At 42.0% G+C, this 26,585-nt stretch carries 21 protein-coding genes and 1 tRNA gene; 13 read left to right on the top strand and 9 right to left on the bottom strand.

Annotation, left to right across the window (positions count from 1 at the left end; all coding sequences use genetic code 11):
* Window positions 1-130 precede the first annotated feature (130 nt).
* Complete coding sequence (locus MF4640_RS02630) at window positions 131-3,235, bottom strand: multidrug efflux RND transporter permease subunit (RefSeq protein WP_078388605.1); 3,105 nt, start codon at window positions 3,233-3,235, stop codon at window positions 131-133.
* A 256-nt stretch (window positions 3,236-3,491) separates the two neighbouring features.
* Between MF4640_RS02630 and MF4640_RS02625 the strand changes: the two genes are divergently transcribed.
* Together MF4640_RS02625 and MF4640_RS02620 are read left to right on the top strand one after the other, a co-directional pair.
* Window positions 3,492-4,637: a glycerophosphodiester phosphodiesterase gene (locus MF4640_RS02625; protein WP_078388604.1), complete on the top strand. Its 1,146-nt coding sequence runs from the start codon at window positions 3,492-3,494 to the stop codon at window positions 4,635-4,637.
* A gap of 208 nt (window positions 4,638-4,845) precedes the next feature.
* The gene (locus MF4640_RS02620) at window positions 4,846-5,220 is read left to right on the top strand and encodes a diacylglycerol kinase (RefSeq protein WP_078388631.1); all 375 of its coding nucleotides are present in this window, start codon (window positions 4,846-4,848) and stop codon (window positions 5,218-5,220) included.
* 103 nt (window positions 5,221-5,323) lie between these two features.
* Here MF4640_RS02620 and MF4640_RS02615 read toward each other — a convergent pair whose 3' ends face one another.
* Window positions 5,324-6,928 (bottom strand): isocitrate lyase, encoded by a 1,605-nt coding sequence (locus MF4640_RS02615; RefSeq protein WP_078388603.1) that lies wholly within the window; start codon window positions 6,926-6,928, stop codon window positions 5,324-5,326.
* 648 nt (window positions 6,929-7,576) lie between these two features.
* Between MF4640_RS02615 and MF4640_RS02610 the strand changes: the two genes are divergently transcribed.
* From MF4640_RS02610 to MF4640_RS02595, 4 genes are all read left to right on the top strand, one after another.
* On the top strand, window positions 7,577-8,566 hold the full coding sequence (locus MF4640_RS02610; protein WP_004695623.1) for a LysR family transcriptional regulator: 990 nt from the start codon (window positions 7,577-7,579) through the stop codon (window positions 8,564-8,566).
* Window positions 8,567-8,695: 129 nt separating this feature from the next.
* Entirely contained in the window at window positions 8,696-10,024 is a 1,329-nt protein-coding gene (locus tag MF4640_RS02605) for a hemolysin family protein (protein ID WP_004695622.1), read from the top strand.
* Between the two features lie 236 nt (window positions 10,025-10,260).
* Window positions 10,261-11,601: a CitMHS family transporter gene (locus MF4640_RS02600; protein ID WP_078388602.1), complete on the top strand. Its 1,341-nt coding sequence runs from the start codon at window positions 10,261-10,263 to the stop codon at window positions 11,599-11,601.
* A 121-nt stretch (window positions 11,602-11,722) separates the two neighbouring features.
* Window positions 11,723-12,007 carry a hypothetical protein gene (locus tag MF4640_RS02595; protein WP_004695618.1) on the top strand — a complete coding sequence of 95 codons (285 nt, stop codon included), beginning with the start codon at window positions 11,723-11,725 and terminating at the stop codon, window positions 12,005-12,007.
* Between the two features lie 47 nt (window positions 12,008-12,054).
* Here MF4640_RS02595 and MF4640_RS02590 read toward each other — a convergent pair whose 3' ends face one another.
* The gene (locus tag MF4640_RS02590) at window positions 12,055-12,567 is read right to left on the bottom strand and encodes a hypothetical protein (RefSeq protein ID WP_078388601.1); all 513 of its coding nucleotides are present in this window, start codon (window positions 12,565-12,567) and stop codon (window positions 12,055-12,057) included.
* 174 nt (window positions 12,568-12,741) lie between these two features.
* On the opposite strand from MF4640_RS02590, the gene MF4640_RS02585 reads away from it, so the two are divergent.
* The gene (locus MF4640_RS02585; protein ID WP_078388600.1) at window positions 12,742-13,470 is read left to right on the top strand and encodes a hypothetical protein; all 729 of its coding nucleotides are present in this window, start codon (window positions 12,742-12,744) and stop codon (window positions 13,468-13,470) included.
* A gap of 46 nt (window positions 13,471-13,516) precedes the next feature.
* Here MF4640_RS02585 and MF4640_RS02580 read toward each other — a convergent pair whose 3' ends face one another.
* The gene (locus MF4640_RS02580) at window positions 13,517-15,286 is read right to left on the bottom strand and encodes an alkaline phosphatase D family protein (protein WP_078388599.1); all 1,770 of its coding nucleotides are present in this window, start codon (window positions 15,284-15,286) and stop codon (window positions 13,517-13,519) included.
* A 213-nt stretch (window positions 15,287-15,499) separates the two neighbouring features.
* Here MF4640_RS02580 and MF4640_RS02575 point away from each other — a divergent pair.
* Together MF4640_RS02575 and MF4640_RS02570 are read left to right on the top strand one after the other, a co-directional pair.
* Window positions 15,500-15,585, top strand: a tRNA-Leu gene (locus tag MF4640_RS02575).
* A gap of 98 nt (window positions 15,586-15,683) precedes the next feature.
* Window positions 15,684-16,052 (top strand): hypothetical protein, encoded by a 369-nt coding sequence (locus MF4640_RS02570; protein ID WP_078388598.1) that lies wholly within the window; start codon window positions 15,684-15,686, stop codon window positions 16,050-16,052.
* Between the two features lie 55 nt (window positions 16,053-16,107).
* Here MF4640_RS02570 and MF4640_RS02565 read toward each other — a convergent pair whose 3' ends face one another.
* From MF4640_RS02565 to rlmE, 4 genes are all read right to left on the bottom strand, one after another.
* Window positions 16,108-16,419 (bottom strand): DUF5713 family protein, encoded by a 312-nt coding sequence (locus MF4640_RS02565; RefSeq protein ID WP_004695611.1) that lies wholly within the window; start codon window positions 16,417-16,419, stop codon window positions 16,108-16,110.
* 160 nt (window positions 16,420-16,579) lie between these two features.
* Complete coding sequence (folP, locus tag MF4640_RS02560) at window positions 16,580-17,431, bottom strand: dihydropteroate synthase (RefSeq protein ID WP_078388597.1); 852 nt, start codon at window positions 17,429-17,431, stop codon at window positions 16,580-16,582.
* Window positions 17,432-17,566: 135 nt separating this feature from the next.
* Window positions 17,567-19,459: an ATP-dependent zinc metalloprotease FtsH gene (gene ftsH / locus MF4640_RS02555; protein WP_078388596.1), complete on the bottom strand. Its 1,893-nt coding sequence runs from the start codon at window positions 19,457-19,459 to the stop codon at window positions 17,567-17,569.
* Between the two features lie 132 nt (window positions 19,460-19,591).
* Window positions 19,592-20,242 (bottom strand): 23S rRNA (uridine(2552)-2'-O)-methyltransferase RlmE, encoded by a 651-nt coding sequence (gene rlmE, locus MF4640_RS02550; protein WP_004695608.1) that lies wholly within the window; start codon window positions 20,240-20,242, stop codon window positions 19,592-19,594.
* A 194-nt stretch (window positions 20,243-20,436) separates the two neighbouring features.
* Here rlmE and yhbY point away from each other — a divergent pair, with 194 nt between their 5' ends.
* Together yhbY and MF4640_RS02540 are read left to right on the top strand one after the other, a co-directional pair.
* Window positions 20,437-20,760 (top strand): ribosome assembly RNA-binding protein YhbY, encoded by a 324-nt coding sequence (yhbY, locus tag MF4640_RS02545; protein WP_004982701.1) that lies wholly within the window; start codon window positions 20,437-20,439, stop codon window positions 20,758-20,760.
* Between the two features lie 12 nt (window positions 20,761-20,772).
* Window positions 20,773-21,312: a DOMON-like domain-containing protein gene (locus MF4640_RS02540; protein WP_004695605.1), complete on the top strand. Its 540-nt coding sequence runs from the start codon at window positions 20,773-20,775 to the stop codon at window positions 21,310-21,312.
* An 86-nt stretch (window positions 21,313-21,398) separates the two neighbouring features.
* On the opposite strand, the gene MF4640_RS02535 is transcribed toward MF4640_RS02540, so the two are convergent.
* Entirely contained in the window at window positions 21,399-21,845 is a 447-nt protein-coding gene (locus MF4640_RS02535) for a hypothetical protein (protein WP_004982703.1), read from the bottom strand.
* Between the two features lie 308 nt (window positions 21,846-22,153).
* Between MF4640_RS02535 and carA the strand changes: the two genes are divergently transcribed.
* Together carA and carB are read left to right on the top strand one after the other, a co-directional pair.
* Window positions 22,154-23,296 carry a glutamine-hydrolyzing carbamoyl-phosphate synthase small subunit gene (carA, locus tag MF4640_RS02530; RefSeq protein ID WP_004695603.1) on the top strand — a complete coding sequence of 381 codons (1,143 nt, stop codon included), beginning with the start codon at window positions 22,154-22,156 and terminating at the stop codon, window positions 23,294-23,296.
* 14 nt (window positions 23,297-23,310) lie between these two features.
* Window positions 23,311-26,544, top strand: a complete 3,234-nt coding sequence (carB, locus tag MF4640_RS02525; protein WP_005400426.1) for a carbamoyl-phosphate synthase large subunit — start codon at window positions 23,311-23,313, stop codon at window positions 26,542-26,544.
* Window positions 26,545-26,585 lie beyond the last annotated feature (41 nt).

Genomic DNA, 26,585 nt, shown 5'->3' with positions numbered 1-26,585 from the left:
CCACTCAAATATTGTTCTTCTTTATCTGTGCGAGTATAGCAAGGATCTTTAAATGTCAGGACCTTTCGGCCTACATGGCTTAAAGATTCGCTTTGCCGATTCGCTGCACACGAATGTTTCAGATTCGATCTTAGACTTCGTCCTGAGGTGTTCGTCCATGAAACACACGGCGAACCAAGACATACATTAAAGGAATAAATAGCAATACCAACACCGTGCCAAAAATCACGCCACCGAGTACACTCACCCCAATTTCCTGACGACTTGCCGCCCCTGCACCAAAGGCAAAGACCAGAGGTGTGACGCCCGCGCCAAAAGCCAAAGACGTCATTAAAATCGGGCGTAGACGTAAGCTTGCTCCTTCCAAGGCAGCTTCAATTGCAGTCTGGCCTTTTTGCTGAGCCAATGAAGCAAATTCCACAATTAAAATCGCATTTTTACAGGACAGACCAATTGTGGTCAGCAAGGCAATTTGGAAGTAAATATCATTCGGAAAACCCGTCAGATAACTGAACAAAATATTGCCACCAATACCGAGTGGAATCGCACTCATGACTGCCGTTGGAATACTCCAACTTTCATAAAGTGCAGCAAGGCATAAAAAGATAAAGCCTATGGAGACCAAATACAGCAGCAATGCTTGGTTATTGGAATGGTTTTCCTCGAAAGATAATCCGCTCCATGCCAGATCAATACCATCATGCCCTCGTACCATATCTTGTACGTCTTGCATGGCTTGTCCAGAACTGACATTTTGTGCTGTATCCGCCTCCATTTCTAACGCGGTATAGCCCATAAAGCGATTCACTACCTCAGGGCCTCCACTCCAAGACACTTGAGCAAAATTTGTAAAAGGAATCATTTGGTTCAGATCATTACGTACGGTCCACGCTTGAAGATCATCAGGTTTTGAACGAAACTCGGCATCCGCTTGCATAATTACCCGCTTAATCCGACCACGGTCAATAAAGTCATTGATATAACTTCCGCCCCAAGCACTGGATAAAGTGCTATTAATGGCGGTCTGGCTGAGTCCATTCGCCAAAGCTTGCTTTTGGTTCACATCCACTTTGAGTTCAGCTTTATCTGGGTTATAACGTTTATCTAAATTGCTAAAACTAGAGTACTGCTTGGATGCGTCCTGCAAAGTTTTGAACTGTGCTTCTAAATAGGCACGACCTTCGCCATTGATATCACGTATCCAAAACTCCATGCCATCGGTTTGCCCTAAGCCACTGACTGAAGACGGCATATTTACATTAATTTGTGCATTTCGATGCGATCTAAAATGAGCAATCGCCCGTTCTCGAATCGCTTGTGCGGAGTTCTCTTTCCCCTTACGTTCATCCCAATGTTTCAGCGCAATAAAACCTTGACCTAAATTTTGTCCCGTCCCCGAGAAATTACGACCATAACGGATCATCACCAAATTGATATTGGCCTGTTCTTGGTCTAAAAAGTATTGGCGAATTTCTTCTCCAACCACACGGCTTTGACTCAGTGGTGCGCCATCGGCCAGTTTAAACTGCACACTTAAAATACCCTGATCTTCACTGGGAATAAAACTGGTCGGTAATGCTCGATAAAACAGCGCAAAGACAGCAATTAACCCCACAAAAACCACCAGCATGATTTTACTGTGCTGAATGGTCTGGCTACTCAGCTTTAAATAACGCTGTTTTAGCTGATCTAACTTCAGATTAAACCAAGTTGCCCATCGTGCCGATTTATCATTGGGTTTTAAAATTAAGGCACATAGTGCAGGTGTCAGAATCAGTGCAACCAGCAGCGATAGCGCCATGGCAGCAACTAAGGTCATTGAAAACTGACGGTAGATCACTCCTGTCGAACCACCGAAAAATGCCATGGGAATAAACACTGCGGTTAACACCAACGTAATCCCAATCAATGCCCCACTGATTTCCTGCATCGATGCAATTGAGGCTTGTTGAGCACTCATCTGCTGTTCATGCATCAGCCGCTCAACATTTTCCACCACCACAATCGCATCATCCACCAGAAGCCCGATGGCTAAGACCAATGCAAATAGGGTTAAGGTGTTGATACTCATCCCGAGTACATACAGAATGGCGAGCGTGCCTAAAATTACAACAGGTACTGTAATGGTCGGAATCAGTGTCGCGCGCCAGTTTTGCAAAAAGACAAACATGACCACAATCACCAAAAGCACTGCTTCAAACAGTGTTTTGACCACTTCCTTAATCGACTCTTGCACAAAAGGCGTGTTATCACGTGGATAAACAATTTGATAGCCTTCAGGCAGTTTAGAAGATAAACGGGCAACCTCTTGCTTAATCAATGCAGACGTCGCTAAGGCATTAGCCCCTGAAGAAAGTGAAATGCCCATCCCCGCTGAAGGAAAACCATTAATGGTATTAAATGACTGGTAATTTTCCGCACCCAATTCCACCCGTGCGACGTCTTTTAAATAAATAAAACTGCCATCGCGGGTCGATTTGACAATGATGTTCTCAAATTCTTCAACGGTTTTTAAACGTGTACCGGAGGTGACTTTGGCATTTAAATATTGATCTGACAGGCTGGGTAACTCGCCAATTGCTCCTGCGGCCACTTGAGTGTTTTGCGCTTCAACCGCCGCACGAATATCACTCGGCATCAGTCCATATTGACGCAGTTTATGCGGATTCAGCCATAAGCGCATGGCATACTGCGCACCAAAAACATCAACCTCGCCAACCCCATCAATACGGGCTAAATCTTGCTCCAAATGCGTCATCATATAATCAGAGAGTGCAATATTGCTGCTTTTGCCTGTTTGGTCATATAGGCCAATCACCATATGCGTATCGCCAAGCGATTTATAGACATTGACCCCTTGACGCTGCACATCTTCTGGTAAGCGGTTAATCACCCCATTGATGGCATTTTGAACTTGAACCTGAGCGGTATCTGGGTCAGTTCCATTTTCAAAACTAATGCTGATTCGACTACGGCCATTCGAGTCACTGCTCGAACTAAAATACAGTAAATGATCAATCCCTTTAATTTGCTGTTCTAAAACCTGAGTAACGCTCTCCTCCACCGTCTCTGCCGACGCGCCTGTATATGTTGCACTCACCGTAATTCGCGGAGGTGCAATATCGGGGTAGCGCTCTACAGGCAACTGAAAGGTGGCAAATAAACCAAATGCCATCACGATAATCGCCAGCACACCAGCAAAAATTGGACGATGAATAAAAAATTTAGACAGCATGGGTCTGCGGTACTCTTGGGTCTGAGGCTAGATCTAGAAACTGGTATCACTTTATGCTTGATCTTCTATGACGAATCATTAAAAAACAAGACTTAACAACATGAAATAGAACATTAGAGCTAAATATGAAGAAACTATGAAGAAAGCTTTTTGACCAATTGATGACATCCTGTAATTTTTCGCAATTTGTCATTAATCTGAGATATTAAAATTGAACACTGAGTCCGCAACACCACAATAAAATGTTGAGGAACACATGTTAAAAAGAACATTATTGAGTTTTATTTTTTTAAGTTTATTGGGCTGTCATCATGATGAGAAAGACAATGCAGCATCCCAGCCACCATCAAACAACACCGAATACATTGAGCCTGCATTGCTTATTATTGGACATCGCGGCGCCAGCGCGCTACGCCCTGAACATACCTTAGCCGCTTACCAAAAAGCAATTGATGATGGTGCAGATTTTATTGAGCCTGATTTGGTGCCAACTCTAGACGGTTATTTAATCGCTCGCCATGAAAATGAAATCGGAGGAACCACCAATGTCAGCAGCTTGCCGCAGTTTGCAGAACGGAAGACCAGTAAAGTCGTTGATGGCGTGACTTACACAGGTTGGTTTACTGAAGACTTTACTTTAAACGAGCTGAAGCAACTGAAGGCACGAGAACGTATTCCAGAGATTCGTCCAGCAAATGCCCAATATAATGATCAATTTGATCTGCCCACTTTAGATGAAATTATTGAACTCGTAGATGCGCACTATAAAAAGACAGGAAAAATTGTGGGCCTGTATATCGAAACCAAACATCCCAGCTATTTCCAAGGTCTCAATTTGGCCATGGAGCAACGCCTATTAACCACGCTGGCCAAACACAGCTATAGTCGTGACATTGCACCAGTCTATATCCAGTCATTTGAAGTCAGCAACTTAAAACAGATGCGTCAACAGTTAGATCAATTAAAATCGATTCAACATGCCAAAATTATTCAACTCTATGGCGGTAACTCCGAACAACCTGCCGATGCTGTGCTTGCCAAATCAACACTCCGCTATAGTGATATGGCAACACCTCAAGGACTGAAAGACGTCGCAAGTTATGCACATGGTGTTGGGCCAAGTAAAACCTATATCGTGCCCAATACTCAGCCGGCGACCCCGACCAGTTTTGTAAACGATGCACACGCAGTGGGCTTAAAAGTACATCCTTATACCCTACGCCCAGAAAATAATTTCTTAGCAGACTATTTAGACTGTAGCGCGATAGCCGCTGAAAAGTGCGAAAAAGGCGCGCTGGCAGAGTTTGAAATTTTCTTTAAAGCTGGAGTGGATGGTATCTTTACCGATGACCCTGCTTTGGGACGTCAAGCAGCGGATGCTTTTTTGAAAAAAATAGAATAAGTCACACAAAGAAAACCAAACAACTGAGCATCTCGTTTACTTTCAACCAATATCCATCCTTTAACTATAGAGATTAAAAAGTAGGCTTTTTTAATCTCTTTCTCCTTATTTTAGGTGTACATAGATTAAGCACTTTTTGAATACTATAATTAAGTGACTTTTAATATAGATCATGTATTGTGGCTGAAATTTTAAAATGGTTGATGGTATGAGCCAATATTCCCCACTCAAAGGCAAGTCAGGTTTTAAGCGTATTTTTAATGCAACTCATTATTCCATTTCAGGTTTCAAGGCCGCATTTGCACACGAAGCTGCTTTTCGCCAAATCCTGTTGATTAACCTGATTCTGATTCCAACAAGCTTTTTCTGTGATGTCAGTCGCTTAGAACAAGCCCTCATGGTAGCAGTGTGCTTACTTGCAATTATTGTTGAATTGTTCAATTCAGCCATTGAGGCGATTGTGGATCGTATTTCACTAGAGCGCCATGAGCTTTCAAAAAATGCCAAAGACATGGGTAGTGCTGCACAGTTTGTTTCTTTAAGTATTATCTTTATTGTTTGGCTACTGATTCTGATGCCTTAACCTCTTTGTTCAATATTTCACGTTCAATCTGTTCAAAAAGCTCAAAATTAATTCATAAAAAAACCCTGCTTTCGCAGGGTTTTTTTATGAATCAGTTCAGTGCTTAGTGAGCAGCGAATTGGTTCATTGTGTTTTTAGCATCATCGTGCGCTTTAAGAGCGTTGTCACCAGAGAAGATTTCTTTGTGATCATCACCGATGTCAGAACCCGCCATTGCTTGGTGTTTAACACAAGCGATACCACCACGGATTTCTTTACGTTGTACGCCAGCAACATAAGCCAACATACCTTCAGAACCGAAGTAACCTTGTGCAAGCTCATGAGTAGAAAGAGCAGCAGTGTGGTAAGTCGGAAGTGTGATCAAGTGATGGAACACACCCGCTTCACGAGCAGCATCTGCTTGGAATGTACGGATCTTAGCGTCTGCATCAGCAGCTAATTCAGTAGCATCGTACTCAGCGCTCATTAATTTAGCACGGTCGTAAGCAGAAACGTCTTTACCTTCAGCAACCCAACGGTCGTAAGCTTGTTGACGGAAGTTCAACGTCCAGTTGAATGATGGAGAGTTGTTGTAAACAAGTTTCGCATTTGGAACTGTTTCTTTAACACGGTTAACCATGTGCGCGATTTCGTCAACGTTTGGAGTCGCAGTTTCGATCCAAAGAAGGTCAGCACCATTTTGAAGGCTAGATACACAGTCAAGAACAACACGGTCAATTTGTGTGTCTGGACGGAATTGGTATAAACCAGAAGCCAAACGTTTTGGACGGTGAAGTTTACCATCACGCTTGATTAAGATTTCGTCTTCTTGAGCATCAGCAATGTCAATTTCAACAGTGTCTAGGAAACCGATGTATTGAGAAGCGATGTCGCCTGGCTCTTTAACCACTGGGATTTTTTGAGTCAAGTCAGCGCCTTCAGAGTCAGTACGCGCAACGATGATACCGTCGTCAAGACCCATTTCTAAGAATGCATAACGTAATGCATGGATTTTAGAGATGAAGTCTTCGTGAGGAACAGTTACTTTACCAGCTTGGTGACCACATTGTTTCGCGTCAGATACTTGGTTTTCGATTTGTAGTGCACAAGCACCCGCTTCGATCATTTTCTTAGCAAGTAAGTAAGTCGCTTCTTCGTTACCGAAGCCAGCATCGATGTCTGCAATAATTGGCACAACGTGAGTTTGGAAACCGTCGATTTGTGCAGTGATTTCAGCAGCTTTAGCAGTATCGCCTGCTTCGTTTGCTTTTTTAAGCGCACGGAAAAGGTCGTTTAATTCTTTCGCATCAGCTTGGCGTAAGAACGTGTAGATTTCTTCGATCAACGCAGGTACTGAAGTTTTTTCATGCATAGATTGGTCAGGAAGTGGACCAAATTCTGAACGAAGCGCAGCAACCATCCAACCAGAAAGGTAGATGTAACGACGTTCAGTCGTACCGAAGTATTTTTTGTTCGCAATCATTTTTTGTTGTGCGATGAAACCGTGCCAGCAACCCAAAGACTGAGTGTATTTGCTAGAGTCAGCATCATAAGCAGCCATATCACGACGCATAATTGCAGCTGTGTATTTAGCGATATCTAAACCAGTTTTGAAACGGTTTTGGATTTGCATACGCGCAGCATCTTCAGGACTGATGTCTGCCCAAGTGCTACCGAATTTTGCTTTTAATTCGCGGATTGCATCAATCGCTGTTTGATATGTAGTCATGATATTTCCTGTAATAATATTAGGATTTTCTTCAACGAAAAGCTAAAATCAGACCCTCAAGCTTTTGCTTAGATTTAGAGCGCTTCGTTGCGATGAATACAGATTAGATTGACAGAAAAAATTAATCCAATATTCTGCATTAATTTTCAGTATTTATTTAAAAAATACATAGATAAAAGTCTAATTATATTTCGACAAATTAAAACCAAGTATTTGTTATTATTAAACTTAAACAAAATAAGAAAACCGTAAAAAATACATACTTTGTCGAATATTTCTTCATTAGACTTAAGTCTCGGCCGTTGAAAAAAAGAGTCCCAACCGAAAATCAATACTTAATGTGACCGAAATGACAAAAGTTCAATATTCAGCAAAAAGAGTATTTATCACGCTTTTATTCCATCAATAACAGGCCAGCTTAAGCCATTTTCTAAGCAATAATCTGAGCCTCAATTTACGCATATTGAGACATTGCTTAGGACTAATATGCTCTCCGTTTTTAAGCATAAAAACCCATTTTCTGAGAAAATGAAGGGGGTATTCTTTGTACAACCCAATGCTTTTTTTTTTCGTCAGTTTATTACACAAGCCCGATGGCTTATGGCATAATGCAAACAATTTCATGATTTTATTCTCGGTATTTATTTTATGAATCTGGAGCGGGTTGATCTAAACCTCTTAATTTACTTGGACGTACTTTTACGCGAAAAAAATGTAACCCGAGCAGCTGAACAATTGGGTGTCACCCAACCAGCAATGAGTAATATTCTACGTCGTCTTCGTAACTTATTTAATGATCCCCTGCTAATTCGCTCTTCTGAAGGTATGACACCGACCGAACGGGCTTTAGAGTTACAACCCCGCATACGTGACGCTCTTTCTGATCTCTCCATGATTTTGGAACCTCGTACCGAGTTCCGTCCTTACACTTCAAACCGTGTTTTCCGTATTATGACTTCGGACTATGCCGAAGCAACCTTAGTTCCCCGCCTCGTTAAAGCATTACGTTCTGAAGCACCCAATGTGGTTTTAGACTTCTTAACCCCAAGTGATGTGTCATATCGTGATATGGAACAAGGTAAAGTTGATCTAGCCATTAACCGATTCAATGAAATTCCACAAAGCTTCCACCAAGTTTTGGTCTGGCGTGACAGTTTTTCATGTTTGCTCAATGGTAAACACCCTGCTGCCAGCAACTTAAACCTAAAAAGTTACCTCGATGCACAGCATATTTGGGTCTCTAAAACAGGTATGGGCGTTGGTTTCGGCGTTAACCCTGAAAAACAAGCAGGTCTAGGTTGGATTGATCAAGCTTTAGAACGGATTGGCCAAAAACGTAAAATTTCGGTCTTCACCCGACATTATCAAATGCCTGCACTATTGGCTTCAAATGTAGATTTGATCGCGACTTTACCGACCCGTATTGCACGCTTACAAGCCAAAAGTCAAAACCTCCTGATTAAAGACCCACCTTTTTATATTCCAGAACTTGAGTTGAAAATGGCATGGTGTCCACTGTTACATCACCATCCTGCACATCGCTGGCTCAGACAGCTGATTTTGTATGTGGCACGTCAAATGATTGAGGAAGAAAATCGAGAGTTTTTAGGCAATAACTCGCAATTCTCACATTATTAAGCATTCAAGCTCTAAATAATTCATTTTCATACCAATAACTCAGGTATGATAGAAGACAGTAAGTGATTACTGTCTTTATTTTTTTGTGTTAAAAATATTCATAATAACGATGAATCACAGGTGGATTCCGTGAGCCTTTTTCAAAACATAGTTATCATTCTAGTCCTGATTGCTGGGGCGGGTTTCTTGTCTCTGACAGAAATTGCACTGGCAGGAGCACGTAAGGTCAAGCTGAAAATCTTGGCTGAGTCGGGCGATGATCGCGCACAGAAAGTTTTGAATTTACAAGAAAATTCTGCTGACTTCTTTGCCGCTTCACAAATTGGCTTAAACGCAGTGGCAATATTGGGCGGTATTTTAGGTGAAGGGGCTTTTCGTCCTTACTTCATGAGCTTTGTTGCTCGTTTTTATACTGGTCCTTGGTCTGAAACCATTAGCTTTGCTCTATCTTTCACTTTAGTCACCTCGCTATTTATTTTGTTTGCCGACCTCATGCCGAAACGTTTGGCCATGATTGCCCCAGAGAAAATCTCTATTGCTGTGATTAACCCCATTCAGGTGTTTATTAAGGTCTGCAAACCTTTGGCTTGGATTATTAATGCTCTTGCCAACTTGTTATTCCGCCTGTTTAAAGTGAATACCACCCGTGATGACAACATTACCTTTGATGACATTTCTGCAGTGATGGATGCGGGTGCGCAAGCAGGCGTCCTGCAAAAGCAAGAACATCACTTCATTGAGAACGTATTTGAACTTGAAGAGCGGAACGTACCTTCAAGTATGACCACGCGTGAAAACGTGGTGTATTTTACTTTAAATGAATCCGAAGCCAGCATCCGTCAAAAATTGGCCGAATATCCTTATTCAAAATTCTTGGTGTGTAGTGAAAATATTGACGATGTAATTGGCTATGTCGATGCCAAAGACATTCTGGTCCGTATTCTGAATAATCAATCTTTACTCCAACTCAATGAAAGTACCATCCGTAATGTTCTCACCATTCCAGACACATTGACCTTGTCTGAGTTATTAGACCGTTTCCGCTCCACCAAAGAAAAGTTTGCTGTTGTGATTAACGAATATGCTTTGGTCGTGGGCGTCATCACCCTGTCAGACATTATGATTACGGTCATGGGCGACTGGGTTACTCCAATTGAAGCCGAACAACAGATCATTAAACGTGATAATAATTCATGGCTGATTGATGGCAGCACGCCGATTGAAGACATGAAGCATGCACTGGCCATTGATGAAATGCCAGATGAAGAAAATTATGAAACCTTGGCTGGTTTTATGATGTACCGTCTACGCAAAATTCCACGCCCTGCCGATACCGTAGAATACGCAGGCTTTAAATTTGAAGTGGTTGATGTCGATCATTTTAAGATTGACCAACTTTTAGTGACGCGCTTACTTGAAGAAACACTACAGCCTGCAACCCAAACAGTCGAGGAATAGAAACATCGCCTTGAATTAAAACCTTGCAACTGCAAGGTTTTTTTTGCTTCAGATTTAACCATATGAAGTTATACAAAATAAGTATCTTAACCATACTTTACAGATATATATTATTTATTAGAAAAATAGAATGAAAAATCACATATGTTTAAGAGCATTTAAAAATCATGCTGAATTGCATACTATCGCTGTCACTTGATGAATAAACAGACTTAACACGTTCAAAGGATTGATCCATGCTGACCATTTTAGGTTTAGGCATGATTATGTGCTTCATGTACTTAATCATGTCCAAACGACTGAGCGCTCTTGTTGCTTTAACTTTAATCCCTATCATTTTTGCATTACTTACTTATGTTTTAAGTCTCTTTGTTGACAACCTTGCTGGATTTGATATTGCTGAACTTGGCAATATGATGATGGAAGGCATTAAAAAGCTCGCTCCTACGGGCGTAATGCTCCTTTTCGCAATCCTTTATTTTGCAATTATGATCGATACGGGTCTATTCGACCCTTCTGTGAAGTGGATTTTAAAGCAGGTTAAAGGCGATCCTTTAAAAGTGACCCTTGGCACCATTACGCTGACTTTAATTGTTTCCCTGGATGGTGACGGTTCAACCACTTATATGATCTGTGTTGCCGCAATGCTACCGCTGTATAAGCGTATTGGTATGAGCCCTTTAATTATGGCTTGTCTAATGATGCTTGCGAGCGGAATCATGAACCTAACGCCATGGGGTGGACCAACAGCACGTGCTGCAACGGCATTGCATGTCGATCCAAACGATGTCTTTGTTCCGATGATTTTACCAATGCTCGTTGCAATTGGGTGGTTATACTTCCTCGGCTTTATGTATGGCCGTATGGAGCGTAAACGCATTGGTATTGTGGAATTAGATATTAGCCATGGTGACAGTATTCAGATTTCGCAAGAACCTGAAGCCAACCGTGCCCACTTAAGATGGTTTAACGCTCTACTAACTTTGGTCTTGATGGTCTGCTTAGTAATGGGCATTTTACCTGCGGCGATTCTGTTCATGGTTGCCCTGTGTATTGCCTTGGTGGTGAACTATCCAGATCTAGACATGCAAAAGCGTTTGGTTGGTAACCACTCTGCTAGTGCCTTAGCTGTAGTCGGGATTATCTTTGCGGCAGGTATTTTTACCGGTATTTTATCGGGTACAGGTATGGTTGAAGCCATGTCTCAAGAACTGGTTGCCATTATTCCAGAAAGTATGGGGCCGTATTTAGCACCTATCACGGCTGTGATTAGTATGCCACTGACCTTCTTCATGTCGAATGATGCCTTCTACTTTGGTGTACTGCCTGTACTCTCTGAAGCCGCTGGACACTATGGTATCACTCCTGTGGAAATGGCTCGTGCATCGATTGTTGGTCAACCTGTACACTTACTGTCCCCATTGGTTCCATCGACTTACTTACTCTGTGGATTGGCTGGAATTAACTTTGGTGAACACCAAGAATTTACCATCAGGTGGGCGGTGATTACTTGTTTAGTGATGCTGGTTACAGCGATGATCTTTGGTATTTTCCCACTTTACTCAACACTGGGTTAATCAAATACTCATACTGAGTTATAACGAACCTTAAGCTCAACAACCGATAAATACCCGATGTGATACATCGGGTATTTTCATTTATAATGCCTTGATATAACAATATAATAGAGTCAAGCTTATGTCTTTTTCATTGCCTGCTATTTTGGCGTGTACTTTCTTTTATTCTGCGCTTTATCTGATTTACTATTATTTTTCCCAATACAGCCACACACTTCTGATCGTAAGTGCGATTGTTTTGCTGATTTTAGCATGGCGGATTACACCTTATGCTTATGAACGTGGGCAACGCAGCTTTAACGATACTCTGTCTTTTGGACAATATTTCTGGAATCCACTCATTACATGGTGGCGACTGTTCATTTGGCCCATCAGCTTATTACTGTCTTGGATTTTCCATAGCTAATATAGCCCCATAAAAAAAGCACCCGAAGGTGCTTTGATACTGCGATCTTAACGACCATACAATTCTAGCAATTTATCTAAAGTTGCTTGATAGTGAATGGTAATATCTTCAGATAAAATTTTATATGCACTGTCAAACTGAACCATTGGCCAGCCTTCTTTCCAAAATGGGAAGATGTTGTGCAAATCATGAGTCACGGTCGCATCTTCCCGTACAATTGCTTGTGCAACTTGTGACAAGACTTGTGCTGTTTCCGCACCATCAATCGCCATGTATTCAATCCCACGTACTTTTAAAATACGGATGCGGTCTTTCTTATAGCGAATTTTTTTGGCTTGACCTTCATTCAGGCCCAACGCCAAAGCTACAGCTTCAACAAACTTACTTTCAAAAGATTGGTTCAAAGCCACAATCGCAAGTTTATGAGCTTCTTGACGACCCGCTTTACCACCCTTAAGAATCTCTTCTTTTGCCTCTGTATCAAGCTCATCGTCTTTCATAGACTGCAAAATGTCTAAAATTTCGATATCACTTAAAGATTCAGGAGAATGATCAGTCATGAACTGCCCTTAGACAAAAAAATTGAATCCGACATTTTCGCATAATTCAGAGCGAAAAAGCGAAATTGTTGTGCTTTTCTCTGTGAATATTCTGTTTCACGTATTTTTTTGAGCCATCCCCCTTCCAAATCTACTATAGTAAAGGCTATTTTTCTCATACGCTCTTTTTTGACGATGCAATCCAAACAAGTTCAACTGTTACTGCAACAATTAGAGACCCGCTACCCTGCCGCATTTAAACGTAATTACTTGCTTTATAGTCAAATCAAAACACGCGGTATTTTAGATGACCAACGTGAAATTATTCCGTGGGTTTTGGCGGTGATGATTTTTATTCCAATCAGCTTAATTCTGAAAGATTTTTACTTAACTCACTTGGAGAATCTCGATCCGCTCCAAAGTCACAGTTATGCCATTATCAGTATTTTATTGGTGCTGATGTGGATCTTACCTTTTGTCATTAAACAAATTAAACATTCATCAAACTCCTTGTATCAACTGCAACGCCATGCGCCCATCAAACTCGCTGCCGTGATTCTTTTAAGTGGACTAAATCTGATGTTCATTGAAAGCAGTTTGCTGATGTGGATCTTGTTTTATTTTGGTGTGAACTTTGGTTTTGTGCGCTTCTATAAAGAAAATTTATTTCGAGACCACAGCCAATCGGTTGAACATCATCAGTTACAACAACTCAGACGCGTTTGTTTTTGGGCCTATAAGCAAACGGTCAAATCACGACTCCAATTACGCTTTAGTTCCCATCAATCTGAAGATTATCAGGCACGGAAAACCCAGCTGGGGCATGAAGCAGATTTGTATGTGCAACTTCTGAAGTATGAGCATGCTTACTGTAAGCAGATTAAGCACATCGATCTCGACAGTTATATCGATGAGAAATTATAAAAAAACCGAGCAATGATGCTCGGTTTTTTCTAAGGCCATTTTAATTTTATGCCGTTTGCTTTAACGCACTGACTGGCGATAATGTCGGGTCTAATATCACTTGATGCGAGCGAGTTTCATCAACGATGTATTCTTTGTGCTTAATGCTATCCACAAAAATCCAATCCGCTTGCACCTGCTCTGCGGTAAAACGGACTTTCAAATAACCACGCTGATTTAAATTGCAATAATTCAGCTCATCAATCAAGGTTGTAAAAGCAAACTCAAACTCTTTGAGTTGTTGCATTGAAATAGACAAATACTTTTCCATACCTGGCGAGGAAACTGAACTTGTCGCTAACTCCACACCCACAAACTGCCCTGTTAAATCGTGTAAGTCCGATGCCCATGCATTATGGGTATCACCAGCCAAGACCATGACTTTTTTATTTAAATACTGCAGTGTGCCGTACAGCGTCTCCCTTTCAACCGCATAACCATCCCATGCATCTAAATTGTAAGGAACCACAGTTTTAATACGAGACAACTGCTCTACTGTTAAAGATGGATCATGATTTAAGTAACGAAGTTTTATTTCTACCAATTCTTTAATGAGTTGATTCACCTGCGCCAAAACCTCTGGAGTTACCGCGCCGCTACTGATTGCACTGAGCACTTGTAACATCTCGGCTGGAACAAGCATTTTGCTCATCAACACCTGCTGACCCAAAACTTGCCATGTGGCTTTAGAGCTCGCAAGTTGCTGTGTTAACCATGCGCGTTGATTCAACCCCAGTAACGTTCGATTTGGATCTTGCATATCTGTAGTAAAGCGCACAGCATCCAAACTCGATGCGGTTAAATAATCCGCATAATCTAGCTGTTTACTCCGCGCTAGAATACGCGTATCCAACATATTCAACTGCACTAAATTACCAAAGTTAAACTGGCGATAAATATTCAAATGATCTTTTTCAGAAAGCGGACGGATTGGCATCCACTCAAAATAGGCCGCCAGTGCCGCAAGTTTACGTTCAAGGAAATCGCCTTCAGTATCTGACTGATGATTTTCAGCACCCTTTTCCCATGTATCATTTGCGAGTTCATGGTCATCCCAAATCACAATAAAAGGATGACGTTGATGCGCAGCCTGCAAATCTGCATCTAGTCGGTATAAGGCATAACGTTTGCGATAGTCATCTAAGCGAATAATTTCTGTATTATTATCATCCGCCAGTGCGCGCCCCATCGCTACAGCCTCTTCTGTTGCATATCCGCCCATGCCATATTCGTAAATGTAATCCCCCAAATGAATGACGACATCGACATCTTGTTTGGCCATTTCTTTATAAACATGGAAATAACCCGCTGGATAATTTGAACATGAGCATACGGCAAACTGTACCGACTGTACTTGCGTTGCCAAAGTTTTGGTTTGCCCTGTGATTGAATACTTCGACGCCGATTTAAAACGGTAGAAATACACTTGCCCAGCAGCAAGTCCCGTCACATCCACTTTCACAGTAAAATCTTGTGCAGCTGTAATCAGCACCTTTCCTGTTGCTGTAATGTGTTTAAAGTCCGCATCTTTTGCCACCTCCCACTGCACTTCTAAACGCGCACTGCTATCCGATGGTGTTACGCGTGTCCAAATGATGACTTGAGTTTGTAAAGGATCACCACTGGCAACCCCATGCAAAAATTGCACTTGCGTGTTGGGCTGTGTGTTTGAGTCGGCATCATCACCACAAGCGGTCAGTGAAATAGGTAAAGATAAAGCACCAAATCCTGCCAAAGTTTTTTGAATAAGTTCTCGGCGGTTCATTTTTTTTGTCATGTGGATTGCCTAAAGACGATATGGACTTGAAATTTATGCGAAAAAGATGACACCCATATCTCAAGTCGATGATATTTTTATGAAGCCTGAACAAGTGCAGCACAGATAATTTTGCTATTTTTTAAACATAAACCGCTGAATTGATTGAAAAGAAAGCAAATAATCACAAATAGACTTGCCAACTTTTATTTCGTCCTCTATTATTGCGCTCATGCCCGAGTGGTGAAATCGGTAGACACAGGGGATTTAAAATCCCCCGCCCACAAAGCGTGCCAGTTCGAGTCTGGCCTCGGGCACCATTCTTAAGCTAATTAAGATGGTGCAATAAAAAAATCCAGCAATATGCTGGTTTTTTTATGTCTATAATTTATGCCTCGAAGCACATAACAATCACAATATGAAAAAGAATACCCTCATTATCATCCTGAGCCTAGTTTTTTCAAACGTCAGCCATGCAAACCCCACCTCGCAGCAAACAGATAGCGATACGTTTTATGACTTGTTTGCAGGCACGATTATTGAAAAAGACCACCAACTTTATTTACATGCGTGTAAATCAGTAGATGCTCATTTTAAATTAAGCTTTAATCACACTAAAGATGAGCAACATATTCGTGAGCTCATGAAAAAGCATCCAAAATTTTGGCTGAATCTCAGTGCAAATGCTGAAATGGTCGAAGGCGAATACGTGATGACAGTCGATGCGATTGGAGATGAACATTTGAACCAAAGTTGTCATCTCACCGATCTTTTAGATGAACTGTAACAGCAATCTCAGCTTCTAAAGCAAAAACTAACTGCGCTTGAAATGAGAAAGTGAATCACCACTCTCTGTTCACCACCAATTCTTCCATTTCAATATCCATAAACCCAGCACCTTGTACCACCATCATCATCGCTTCAGCAATAAAATCGGCAGCAGAGTCATCTAACGATGAGTCTAGATCTTCAAAATGCGGCTTCATTTCATTAATTTCAGCCACTGTGGCATTGGCATATTGATAAATATCACCCTCAGATTTTGCTTTTACAATTTTTTTAGCAAAAGTCTCAACATGCTGCTTCACTTCAGCAACAAGAATATCGGGATAATATTCATCATCAAACATAGGGAGAAGTAAATCTGCAAACATACAGGCACTCAAAATGAGAAACTTAAAAAACGAGTCTGTATAACATAAACCAAACAAATCACCAAATAAAAAAGCAGTATCTGAAGATGCTGCCAGTCTAACAATCTGATATAGATCAAATTTTCAAATTAAATCATTAGCCCAGCATTCCGCCGCCCCATTAAGCTAGATTCATCGCTTGCCAAACTTTGATCGCATCACTCATGGCTTTGACATCATGGGCGCGCACCATACACGCGCCTTGTTGAATACTCAGCAAATGTCCCGCTACAGAACCCACGTCCCGCTGGCCTGCATCTGCCCCACCTAAGGCTTCTCCGATAAAGCGCTTCCGTGACAATGCGGACAAGATGGGATACCCGAGCTGATTCAGCTGATGGAATTCGTTTAAAAGCTTAAGGTTCTGCTTTGCATTTTTAGCAAAGCCAAAACCCGGATCAATCATGATATTTTCAGCTTTGACACCTGCCTTGAGTGCATCCGCCACACGCTGGGAAAGCTCAGCCATCACATCTAAAATGACATTATCATATTGATCTAAACTATTCATGGTGGTTGGTTCACCACGCATATGCATGATGATCACTGGAATATTCAGTTCAGCTGCCGTCTCTAAGGCATTCGGACGTGTTAATGCTCTCACATCATTCCAGATATTTGCGCCTGCTGCGACCGCTGCTTGAATCACTTCAGGTTGAGAGGTATCAATCGAAATGACTACATCAAGTTCAGCCAAAGCTTCCACCACTGGAACGACACGACGAATCTCTTCCTCAACCTCAACTACAGATGCACCTGGACGTGTCGATTCACCACCAACATCGATGACTGTCGCCCCATCCGCAATCATTTGCTTAGCATGAGCAATCGCTTGTGCTTTGCCATTATGTTTACCGCCATCACTGAACGAATCCGGCGTCACATTTAAAATACCCATCACATGCGGTACCGACAGATCGAGTGATAACTCACCACAACGTAGGATTTTCTTCGGCAAAGCCATCAATTGCATGTGATATTCTCCAGTTTAGCTTGCGTTATCATAACGCTTTGCCCACTTTTAAGTGCTTATTTTTCTTCATCAGCAGTGGAAAATCGCGCAATAAAAAACCACCTGAAGGTGGTTTTTTATTTTAACTTTTTAAAATTAAGTTGCAGATGGTAATGGTGGTGGTGTACTTGGACCATCCGTAGGAGTTACATCCATCACAGGATTTTCTGCAACATATACTTTTGGTGGTTGTGGCTCACGACCTTCCATAATGTCACGAATTTGCTCGCGATCAATCGTTTCCCACTCCATCAAAGCTTTTACCATCGCATGCGCGATAGCTTTATTGTTTTCCAAGATATTGCGTGCTACATGGTATTGCTCATCGATGATACGACGAACTTCAGCATCTACTTGTTGCTGCGTTGCTTCAGAAATCGTACGACTACCAATGCTGCCCATAAATGATTGCTGAGAATCATCTTCATACACCATTACACCCAGTTTGTCAGACATACCGTACTTGGTCACCATCGCACGTGCCATTTTAGTCGCACGTTCAAAGTCGTTTGAAGCACCTGTCGACATTTGGTTGATAAAGATTTCTTCAGCAATACGACCACCAAACAAAATTGAAAGTTCATTCAACATTTTGTCTTTATAGTGGCTGGTTTGGTCATGTTCAGGCAACTGCCAAGTTACACCCAGCGCCCAACCACGCGGCATAATAGTCACTTTATGTACAGGGTCTGTACCCGGTAGAATTTCAGCCACAATCGCATGACCAGCTTCATGGTACGCGGTTGCACGACGTTCTTCTTCCCGAATCACCATCGACTTACGTTCAGGGCCCATGTACAACTTGTCTTTTGCATCTTCAAAATCATGCATATCGACAGTGTTCTTGTTACGACGTGCAGCAAATAATGCAGCTTCGTTCACAAGGTTCGCCAATTGTGCACCAGAGAAGCCCGGTGTACCACGTGCAAGCACTTGTACATCAACACCAGTCACTGAAGGCAATTTCTTCATGTGAACATTTAAGATTTGCTCACGACCTTTAATGTCTGGTAAGCCAACCATTACTTGACGGTCAAAACGACCCGGACGGAGTAAAGCTTTATCCAGTACATCGGCACGGTTTGTCGCAGCAATGACGATAATGCCTTCATTACCTTCAAAGCCATCCATTTCGACCAACATTTGGTTCAAGGTTTGCTCACGCTCATCGTGACCACCACCCGTACCTGAACCACGATGACGACCCACAGCATCAATCTCATCAATAAAGATGATACACGGCGCATGACGTTTCGCTTGTTCAAACATGTCACGGACACGAGACGCACCCACACCCACGAACATTTCAACAAAGTCAGAACCAGAAATACTAAAGAATGGTACTTTCGCTTCGCCTGCAATTGCTTTTGCAAGTAAAGTTTTACCTGTACCCGGTGGACCCACCATTAACACGCCTTTAGGAATCGTTGCACCTAAGCGTTTAAATTTTGAAGGGTCTTTTAAGAAATCAACAATCTCTACAACTTCTTGCTTTGCTTCATCACAGCCAGCGACGTCGGTAAAAGTCACTTTAATTTGGTCTTCTGCCAACATTTTTGCTTTTGACTTACCAAAACTCATTGGACCGTTTTTACCACCTGCTCCGCCACCCATGTTGCGCATAAAGAACATGAATAACAAAATGATTAAAAGTACAGGGAAGCTTGCGATCAAAAGTTGCATCAATAAACCTTGACGCGCAGGTGCAGTACCTTCAACGACAACGTTATTTTTAATCAGATTAGGCATAAGCTCTGGGTCTTGAACCGCAGGACGAATACTTTCAAACTCTGAACCGTTTGATTTTTGGCCATGAATTCGTTCGCCATCAATTGTCACTTGCTTAATTTGACCAGCATTCACCGCAGCAACAAACTCTGAATAATTCATCGCTGTCGGCTTTTCATTGCTACTGACATTACTGAAAATAAGGATCAGTACGCCCAGTATCACTAGCCACAATATGGCATTCTTGAAGAGATCGCTCAAAGCTTTATTCCCATATCAATCTAATTTGATCATGCCCTATCGGGTGACCTTAAAGTTTCTGCTGAAGATCAGCTTCGCAAAATAATAAAAAGGTACAAAATGCACAATTTTTAACGACTTGGCAAGTAAACTTTATTTAAAAGCCTTCTTACGGCCTTGCCCAACTAAGAATACTTCCTTAGATCGGGCACGTGATGCAGCAGGTTTTACTGTCTTTAACACATCAAAGTTGTCGACTACTTGCTTACGGAACTCGTCAAAGCCTGTACCTTGGAATACCTTTACAACAAATTGACCATTTGGACCGAGCACTTTCGTAGCAAAATCGATGGCCAATTCACAGAGGTAAATCTGGCGAGGTTGATCTACAGCCTTGTTACCTGAAGTATTGGGGGCCATATCTGAAATTACAACGTCTACTTTACGTCCATCTAAAATATTTAACAATTTATCGAATACTTCTTGCTCACGGAAGTCACCTTGCAAGAAGGTTACATCTGGGAGTGCATCCATTTCCAAAATGTCAGATGCAACCACCAATCCTCGATCACCGACCAGCTTTCCTGCAATTTGTGACCAACTTCCAGGTGCAGCACCCAAGTCAACCACGGTCATGCCCGGACGAATGATGTTATATTTTTCTTGAATTTCAAGTAACTTATAAGCTGCACGTGCTCGATAACCTTCTTTTTGCGCTTTTTTCACAAAATGATCATCAAGGTGCTCTCTCATCCACGCACGGCTACTTTTGGATAACTTTTGGTTGGTAATGCGTGTTGCCATATCTCTCTAAAACATTAAAATTTCTTAAACTTAATTGTACGTTAAATTCTCTAGGCTTGCAGTATACATCTGTATCCAAATCTTGGGTTTTAGTTGTTTTTTTCTATTATCTAAATCGATTATTTCCACAGAATATAAAGCGTTTAATTTCGCAGTTTGTTATACTAAGCCGTTTTTAAAATTAGGTTATCTTTATGGCGACTTTATCCATTCAGGAACGCAAGCGTTTGCGTCAAATCGGTCATGCTTTAAACCCTGTGGTAATGCTTGGCGGTTCAGGTCTGACTGAAAATGTCGTTGAAGAAATTTTACGTGCTTTAAACGACCACGAATTGATTAAAGTCAAAATCGCGGGTGAAGACCGTGAAGAGCGCGCTGCAATCATTGCAGAAATTGCCTCAACTACAGGTGCAGAAATTGTACAGACCATTGGTAAAATTGCGTTGCTTTACAAAAAAGCGGCGAAACAAAATGCCAAATTGTCTAATTTAGTTCGTTTCGCTCACGCAGCAAAATAATTGTAGTTTTTTATGGCAAGTTACGAACTCAGTGCATTTGATCGTCGCTTTCAAGCTATTTCGCTTGTTGGTGCGATTGAACAACAAAGCCCATATGCTCTCAATATCGGCTTTTGGTTACGCGATCCCAATTTGTACATGCACTGGCCCGAAGTCGTGAATGCAAATCCTCGTCAAGACTTTTTATGGGAAAACACCTGTTTTGAAGTCTTTATCGGGGTAAAAGGCGAAGATTATTATCGCGAGATCAATCTCTCCCCTTCGCAAGCTTGGCAGGCCTATCAGTTTGAGGAATATCGTTATCCTGAAGATATGCCGCCACAGGTCGCTTACGATATTGAACTCAATCAATTGAAGCGTACTCACTATGGTTTAAATGTCAGCATTGATCTGACTGAATTTATGCTGCAACACAAACTGAAATGGGCTGACCTATATCTGGGTTTATCCGCGGTGTTGAATACCTCACAAGGTCAACAGTTCTATGCCATGCAGCATAGTGGCCAACAAGCTGACTTTCACAATAAACGTGATTGGTTGCATCAGTTTTAATCCAGACAAACAAACCAGATCAATAAAAAAGTGAGGCTATGACCTCACTTTTTTATGCACTTAATCTTGAGTCTCGTACAGCTAGATTATTTGTTTGAAACTTTATTCCACGCATCTAAGGTGTGTTCTTTTGAACGTTTAAACGTTTCAGTCAACTGATCTTTATGTTTTACTGAAATTTCGCTGACATCACCTTTTAACTCTTTACCTAGTTTGGTCAAGTCATCTAAAACAGCAGTAAACTCAGTTTTAACAAACTCTTTTAGTTCAGTTAAGTCTTTTTGAGAGTTCGATAACTGCCCTTTAATGGTTTCTAAGCGCAGTAAAAGATCTTGTTTAAACTGGCGGAGTTGCTCTTGCACACTGGCATTCAACTGCTTCGCTTCAGCTTCAAGCTTTTCTTTGCTTTCAACTACCGCTTCAGTGACCTGCTCTGTTGCTTCTTTCGCCACTTGCTCAAGCTTTTCAGTGCTTTCTGCAACAACTTCTTTCAACGCTGGCTTTGGTTTGGTCACTTTGTCTTGTTCAGTCATGATGTTATTCCTGTTGTTATATACACAGCGACAGCTTAGCGTGATTCGATAAAATTTAGATTTTGATTTGTTAGACAATTATTTGTTGTTACATTTTTCTTTACAAAACTTAGAAACAGTATCCGCTACAAAATAAAAGCACTTTATCTTGTTAATTCCATCTTATTGGCATGGACTTTGTTAGTGAAGTTGCGTATAGTGCCATGTTAAGTTCAAGCGAGCAGACATAGGGAGGGTAGGTTTTTAGATAGCCTTCCTTTTTTTTCGTCTACTCGCTTTTTTACAGCCTAAATTTCAGGAGCTTTGGTTTGAGCACCCCAGCAATTTTAGCCCTTGCCGATGGTACGATCTTTAAAGGAACGTCTATTGGTGCATCGGGTAGTACGACTGGTGAAGTCGTTTTCAACACTGCCATGACTGGCTATCAAGAAATTTTGACTGACCCGAGTTATGCACAGCAACTTGTGACTTTAACTTACCCTCATATCGGTAACACAGGTTGTAATGATGAAGACGCTGAGTCAGGTCGAATTCATAAAGTGTGGGCCAACGGATTAATCATTCGTGACCTACCTTTATTGCATAGCAACTTCCGATCAACGCAATCTTTAGGCGAATACTTAAAAGAACATAATGTTGTCGCAATTGCAGATATTGATACGCGTAAATTAACCCGTATTTTGCGTGACAAAGGTGCGCAAAATGGTTGCATCCTTGCTGGTGAAAATATTACTGAAGAGCAGGCTTTAGAAAAAGCACGCGCATTCGGTGGTTTAAATGGTTTAGACCTAGCGAAAGAATGCTGTGACCCAACTGGTTTCGAATGGACAGAAGGTTCTTGGGTATTAGGCAAAGGCTTCACACAACCTGAACTTAAATTCCATGTTGTTGCATACGACTACGGTGTCAAAACCAACATCTTACGTATGCTTGCAGACCGCGGTTGTAAACTCACTGTCGTGCCTGCACAAACTCCTGCTGCTGACGTGCTTGCATTGAATCCAGATGGCGTGTTCTTATCGAACGGCCCTGGCGATCCAGCTGCATGTGACTACGCAATTGAAGCTGTAAAAACAATTGTAGAAGACGCTCGCAACCTACCCGTCTTTGGTATTTGCTTGGGTCACCAAATTCTTGCACTTGCCTCAGGTGCAAAAACGGTGAAAATGCCGCATGGCCACCACGGTGCTAACCACCCTGTTCAAAACATGGAAACAGGCACAGTGATGATTACTTCTCAAAACCACGGCTTCGCAGTGGATGCAGAAACACTTCCTGCAAACTTGAAAGCTACGCACAAGTCTTTGTTCGATCAAACTCTTCAAGGGATTCATCGTACAGACAAACCAGCGTTCAGCTTCCAAGGTCACCCTGAAGCAAGCCCTGGTCCGCATGACTGCGCACCATTGTTCGATCATTTCATCGAACTTATCGAAGCATCTAAGAAGTAATTAAGGAAGCGATCATGGCTAAACGTACAGACATTAAAAGTATCTTAATTATTGGTGCAGGTCCGATTGTCATCGGACAGGCATGTGAGTTTGACTACTCAGGTGCGCAAGCGTGTAAGGCTCTTCGTGAAGAAGGCTACCGTGTTATTTTGGTGAACTCTAACCCAGCCACCATTATGACCGACCCTGCGATGGCAGACGCAACATATATCGAGCCAATCACTTGGCAGACTGTTGCACAAATCATTGAAAAAGAGCGTCCAGATGCTGTCCTTCCTACAATGGGTGGTCAAACAGCATTGAACTGTGCACTTGCACTTGATGCCAACGGTATTTTAGAAAAATACAATGTTGAATTGATCGGTGCGACCAAAGAAGCAATTGAAAAAGCTGAAGACCGTAAACTGTTTGATGAAGCAATGCGTAAAATTGGTCTTGAATGTCCAAAAGCTGCGATTGCTGAAAACATGGAAGAAGCTTTAGAGATTCAAGCACGCTTCGGCTTCCCTGTGATTATCCGTCCGTCATTCACGATGGGTGGTTCAGGTGGCGGTATCGCTTATAACAAAGAAGAATTCCTTGAAATCTGTGAACGCGGTTTCGATCTTTCTCCAACCAAACAATTATTGATTGATGAATCTTTAATTGGTTGGAAAGAATACGAGATGGAAGTTGTTCGTGACAAAAACGACAACTGTATTATCGTTTGTGCGATCGAAAACTTTGACCCAATGGGCGTGCACACAGGTGACTCAATCACTGTTGCTCCTGCGCAAACATTGACAGACAAAGAATATCAATTGATGCGTAATGCATCTTTAGCAGTTCTTCGTGAAATTGGTGTGGAAACAGGTGGTTCTAACGTTCAGTTCGGTATCTGTCCAGATACTGGCCGTATGGTGATCATCGAGATGAACCCACGTGTATCGCGTTCATCTGCCCTTGCATCAAAAGCAACTGGTTTCCCAATTGCAAAAATCGCTGCGAAACTAGCAGTTGGTTATACCCTTGATGAATTAAAAAATGACATCACGGGTGGAACAACTCCTGCTTCGTTCGAACCTGCAATTGACTACGTGGTAACAAAAATTCCACGTTTCAACTTTGAAAAATTCCCACAAGCAGACGCAACACTGACCACACAGATGAAGTCTGTGGGTGAAGTGATGGCGATTGGTCGTAACTTCCAAGAGTCTGTAAACAAAGCGCTTCGTGGTCTTGAAGTTGGTGCGTGTGGTTTTGATGAAAAAATCGCTGTAGGTACTGAAGGCGCGAAAGAAAAGATCTTGGTTGAACTTAAAGTTCCGGGTCCAGAGCGTATTTGGTATGTAGCCGATGCATTCCGTCATGGTTTCACCTTAGAAGACGTGTTCCAAGCGACGAAAATCGATAAATGGTTCTTGATCCAAATCGAAGACATCATCAAAACTGAAAATGAAATCAAAACTTTAGGTTTTGGTGATCTAAACGCAGACAACATCCGTTCGTTCAAGCGTAAAGGTTTATCTGACCTTCGCATCGCGAACTTGATGGGTATTTCACAAAAACAATTCCGTAAGCACCGTTGGAACTTAGGCGTGACTCCAGTTTACAAACGTGTGGATACCTGTGCGGCAGAATTCGAATCTGACACTGCCTACATGTATTCAACATACGATGATGAATGTGAATCAAACCCATCTGATAAAGATAAGATCATGGTGATCGGTGGTGGTCCTAACCGTATTGGTCAAGGTATCGAATTCGATTACTGCTGTGTACACGCGGCGCTTGCAATGCGTGAAGATGGCTACGAAACCATCATGGTGAACTGTAACCCTGAAACTGTTTCAACGGATTACGACACTTCTGATCGTTTGTACTTCGAACCAATCACTTTGGAAGATGTACTTGAAATCGTACGTACTGAAAAGCCAAAAGGCATTATCGTTCAGTACGGTGGTCAGACTCCGCTTAAATTGGCTCGTGCTTTAGAAGAAGCAGGTGCCCCAATTATCGGTACATCACCAGATGCGATTGACCGTGCGGAAGACCGTGAACGTTTCCAACAAATGATTCAACGTCTTCAACTTCGTCAACCCAACAACAGCATTGTAAAATCTGCTGAAGAAGGTATGGCTGAAGCATCTAAAGTCGGCTACCCACTTGTGGTACGTCCTTCTTATGTACTCGGTGGTCGTGCGATGGAAATCGTATACAACGACGACGAACTTAAACGCTACTTACGTGATGCGGTTCAAGCATCAAATGAAGCGCCTGTTCTTCTTGACCGTTTCTTAGATGATGCGATCGAAGTTGACGTGGACTGTGTATCTGACGGTAAAGACGTTGTGATTGGCGGTATTATGCAGCACATTGAACAAGCAGGGATTCACTCAGGTGACTCAGCATGTTCGATTCCTCCATACTCGCTATCAGTTGAAATTCAAGACGAAATGCGTCGTCAAACCGTTGCTATGGCGAAAGAGCTTGGCGTTGTTGGTTTGATGAACGTACAGTTTGCTGTGAAAGGCGAAGACGTTTACATCCTAGAAGTGAACCCACGTGCGTCTCGTACTGTGCCATTCGTTTCTAAATGTATCGGTGAGTCTTTAGCGAAAGTTGCTGCGCGTTGTATGGCGGGTCAATCTTTAGAATCTCAAGGATTCACTAAAGAAATCATCCCGACTCACTTCTCTGTAAAAGAAGCAGTGTTCCCGTTCAACAAATTCCCGGGTGTTGACCCTATTCTTGGCCCTGAGATGAAATCTACAGGCGAAGTCATGGGTGTAGGTAAAACATTTGGTGAAGCATTCTACAAAGCTGTGTTAGGCTCGAATGAACGCGTACCGGGTCTTCCTACAGAAGGCGAAGTGAAGCATGCATTTATCTCTGTGCGTGATTCAGACAAACCTCGTGCTGTTGGTATTGCGAAGCAACTGGTAGGCTTTGGCTTCAAAGTACTTGCGACTGGCGGTACTTATGAGTTCATTAAAGCTGCAGGTATTGAGTGTGAACGTGTAAATAAAGTCACTGAAGGCCGTCCTAATATCGTGGACCGCTTGAAAAATGGCGAAGTTCACCTCATTATCAATACAACTGAAGGCAAACAAGCTCAACAAGATTCGTTCTCGATTCGTCGTTCAGCACTTCAAGCGAAAGTGTATAACACTACGACCTTGAACGGTGCTGATGCTGTATGCCAAGCATTTGCGATTCAATTGCCAATGGATGTATACCGTTTGCAAGATTTACAAACTGTAGGTTAATTCGTTTACCGAGAAGTCCCGTCACCTCTCGGTGGCGGGCT

Source organism: Acinetobacter sp. MF4640 (assembly GCF_002018895.1).
GTDB classification, from domain to species: Bacteria; Pseudomonadota; Gammaproteobacteria; order Pseudomonadales; family Moraxellaceae; genus Acinetobacter; species Acinetobacter johnsonii.
This window is presented reverse-complemented; position numbering and strand designations above follow the sequence as displayed.

Coding starts and splice junctions, on each gene's coding strand:
- MF4640_RS02585 (WP_078388600.1), top strand. CDS start 12,742: ATGCAATCCAAACAAGTTCAACTGTTACTGCAACAATTAGAGACCCGC.
- MF4640_RS02595 (WP_004695618.1), top strand. CDS start 11,723: ATGTCTTTTTCATTGCCTGCTATTTTGGCGTGTACTTTCTTTTATTCT.
- rlmE (WP_004695608.1), bottom strand. CDS start 20,242: ATGGCAACACGCATTACCAACCAAAAGTTATCCAAAAGTAGCCGTGCG.
- MF4640_RS02540 (WP_004695605.1), top strand. CDS start 20,773: ATGGCAAGTTACGAACTCAGTGCATTTGATCGTCGCTTTCAAGCTATT.
- MF4640_RS02630 (WP_078388605.1), bottom strand. CDS start 3,235: ATGCTGTCTAAATTTTTTATTCATCGTCCAATTTTTGCTGGTGTGCTG.
- folP (WP_078388597.1), bottom strand. CDS start 17,431: ATGCAATTGATGGCTTTGCCGAAGAAAATCCTACGTTGTGGTGAGTTA.
- yhbY (WP_004982701.1), top strand. CDS start 20,437: ATGGCGACTTTATCCATTCAGGAACGCAAGCGTTTGCGTCAAATCGGT.
- MF4640_RS02610 (WP_004695623.1), top strand. CDS start 7,577: ATGAATCTGGAGCGGGTTGATCTAAACCTCTTAATTTACTTGGACGTA.
- MF4640_RS02570 (WP_078388598.1), top strand. CDS start 15,684: ATGAAAAAGAATACCCTCATTATCATCCTGAGCCTAGTTTTTTCAAAC.
- carB (WP_005400426.1), top strand. CDS start 23,311: ATGGCTAAACGTACAGACATTAAAAGTATCTTAATTATTGGTGCAGGT.
- MF4640_RS02600 (WP_078388602.1), top strand. CDS start 10,261: ATGCTGACCATTTTAGGTTTAGGCATGATTATGTGCTTCATGTACTTA.
- MF4640_RS02625 (WP_078388604.1), top strand. CDS start 3,492: ATGTTAAAAAGAACATTATTGAGTTTTATTTTTTTAAGTTTATTGGGC.
- MF4640_RS02615 (WP_078388603.1), bottom strand. CDS start 6,928: ATGACTACATATCAAACAGCGATTGATGCAATCCGCGAATTAAAAGCA.
- MF4640_RS02590 (WP_078388601.1), bottom strand. CDS start 12,567: ATGACTGATCATTCTCCTGAATCTTTAAGTGATATCGAAATTTTAGAC.
- MF4640_RS02535 (WP_004982703.1), bottom strand. CDS start 21,845: ATGACTGAACAAGACAAAGTGACCAAACCAAAGCCAGCGTTGAAAGAA.
- MF4640_RS02620 (WP_078388631.1), top strand. CDS start 4,846: ATGAGCCAATATTCCCCACTCAAAGGCAAGTCAGGTTTTAAGCGTATT.
- MF4640_RS02565 (WP_004695611.1), bottom strand. CDS start 16,419: ATGTTTGCAGATTTACTTCTCCCTATGTTTGATGATGAATATTATCCC.
- MF4640_RS02580 (WP_078388599.1), bottom strand. CDS start 15,286: ATGACAAAAAAAATGAACCGCCGAGAACTTATTCAAAAAACTTTGGCA.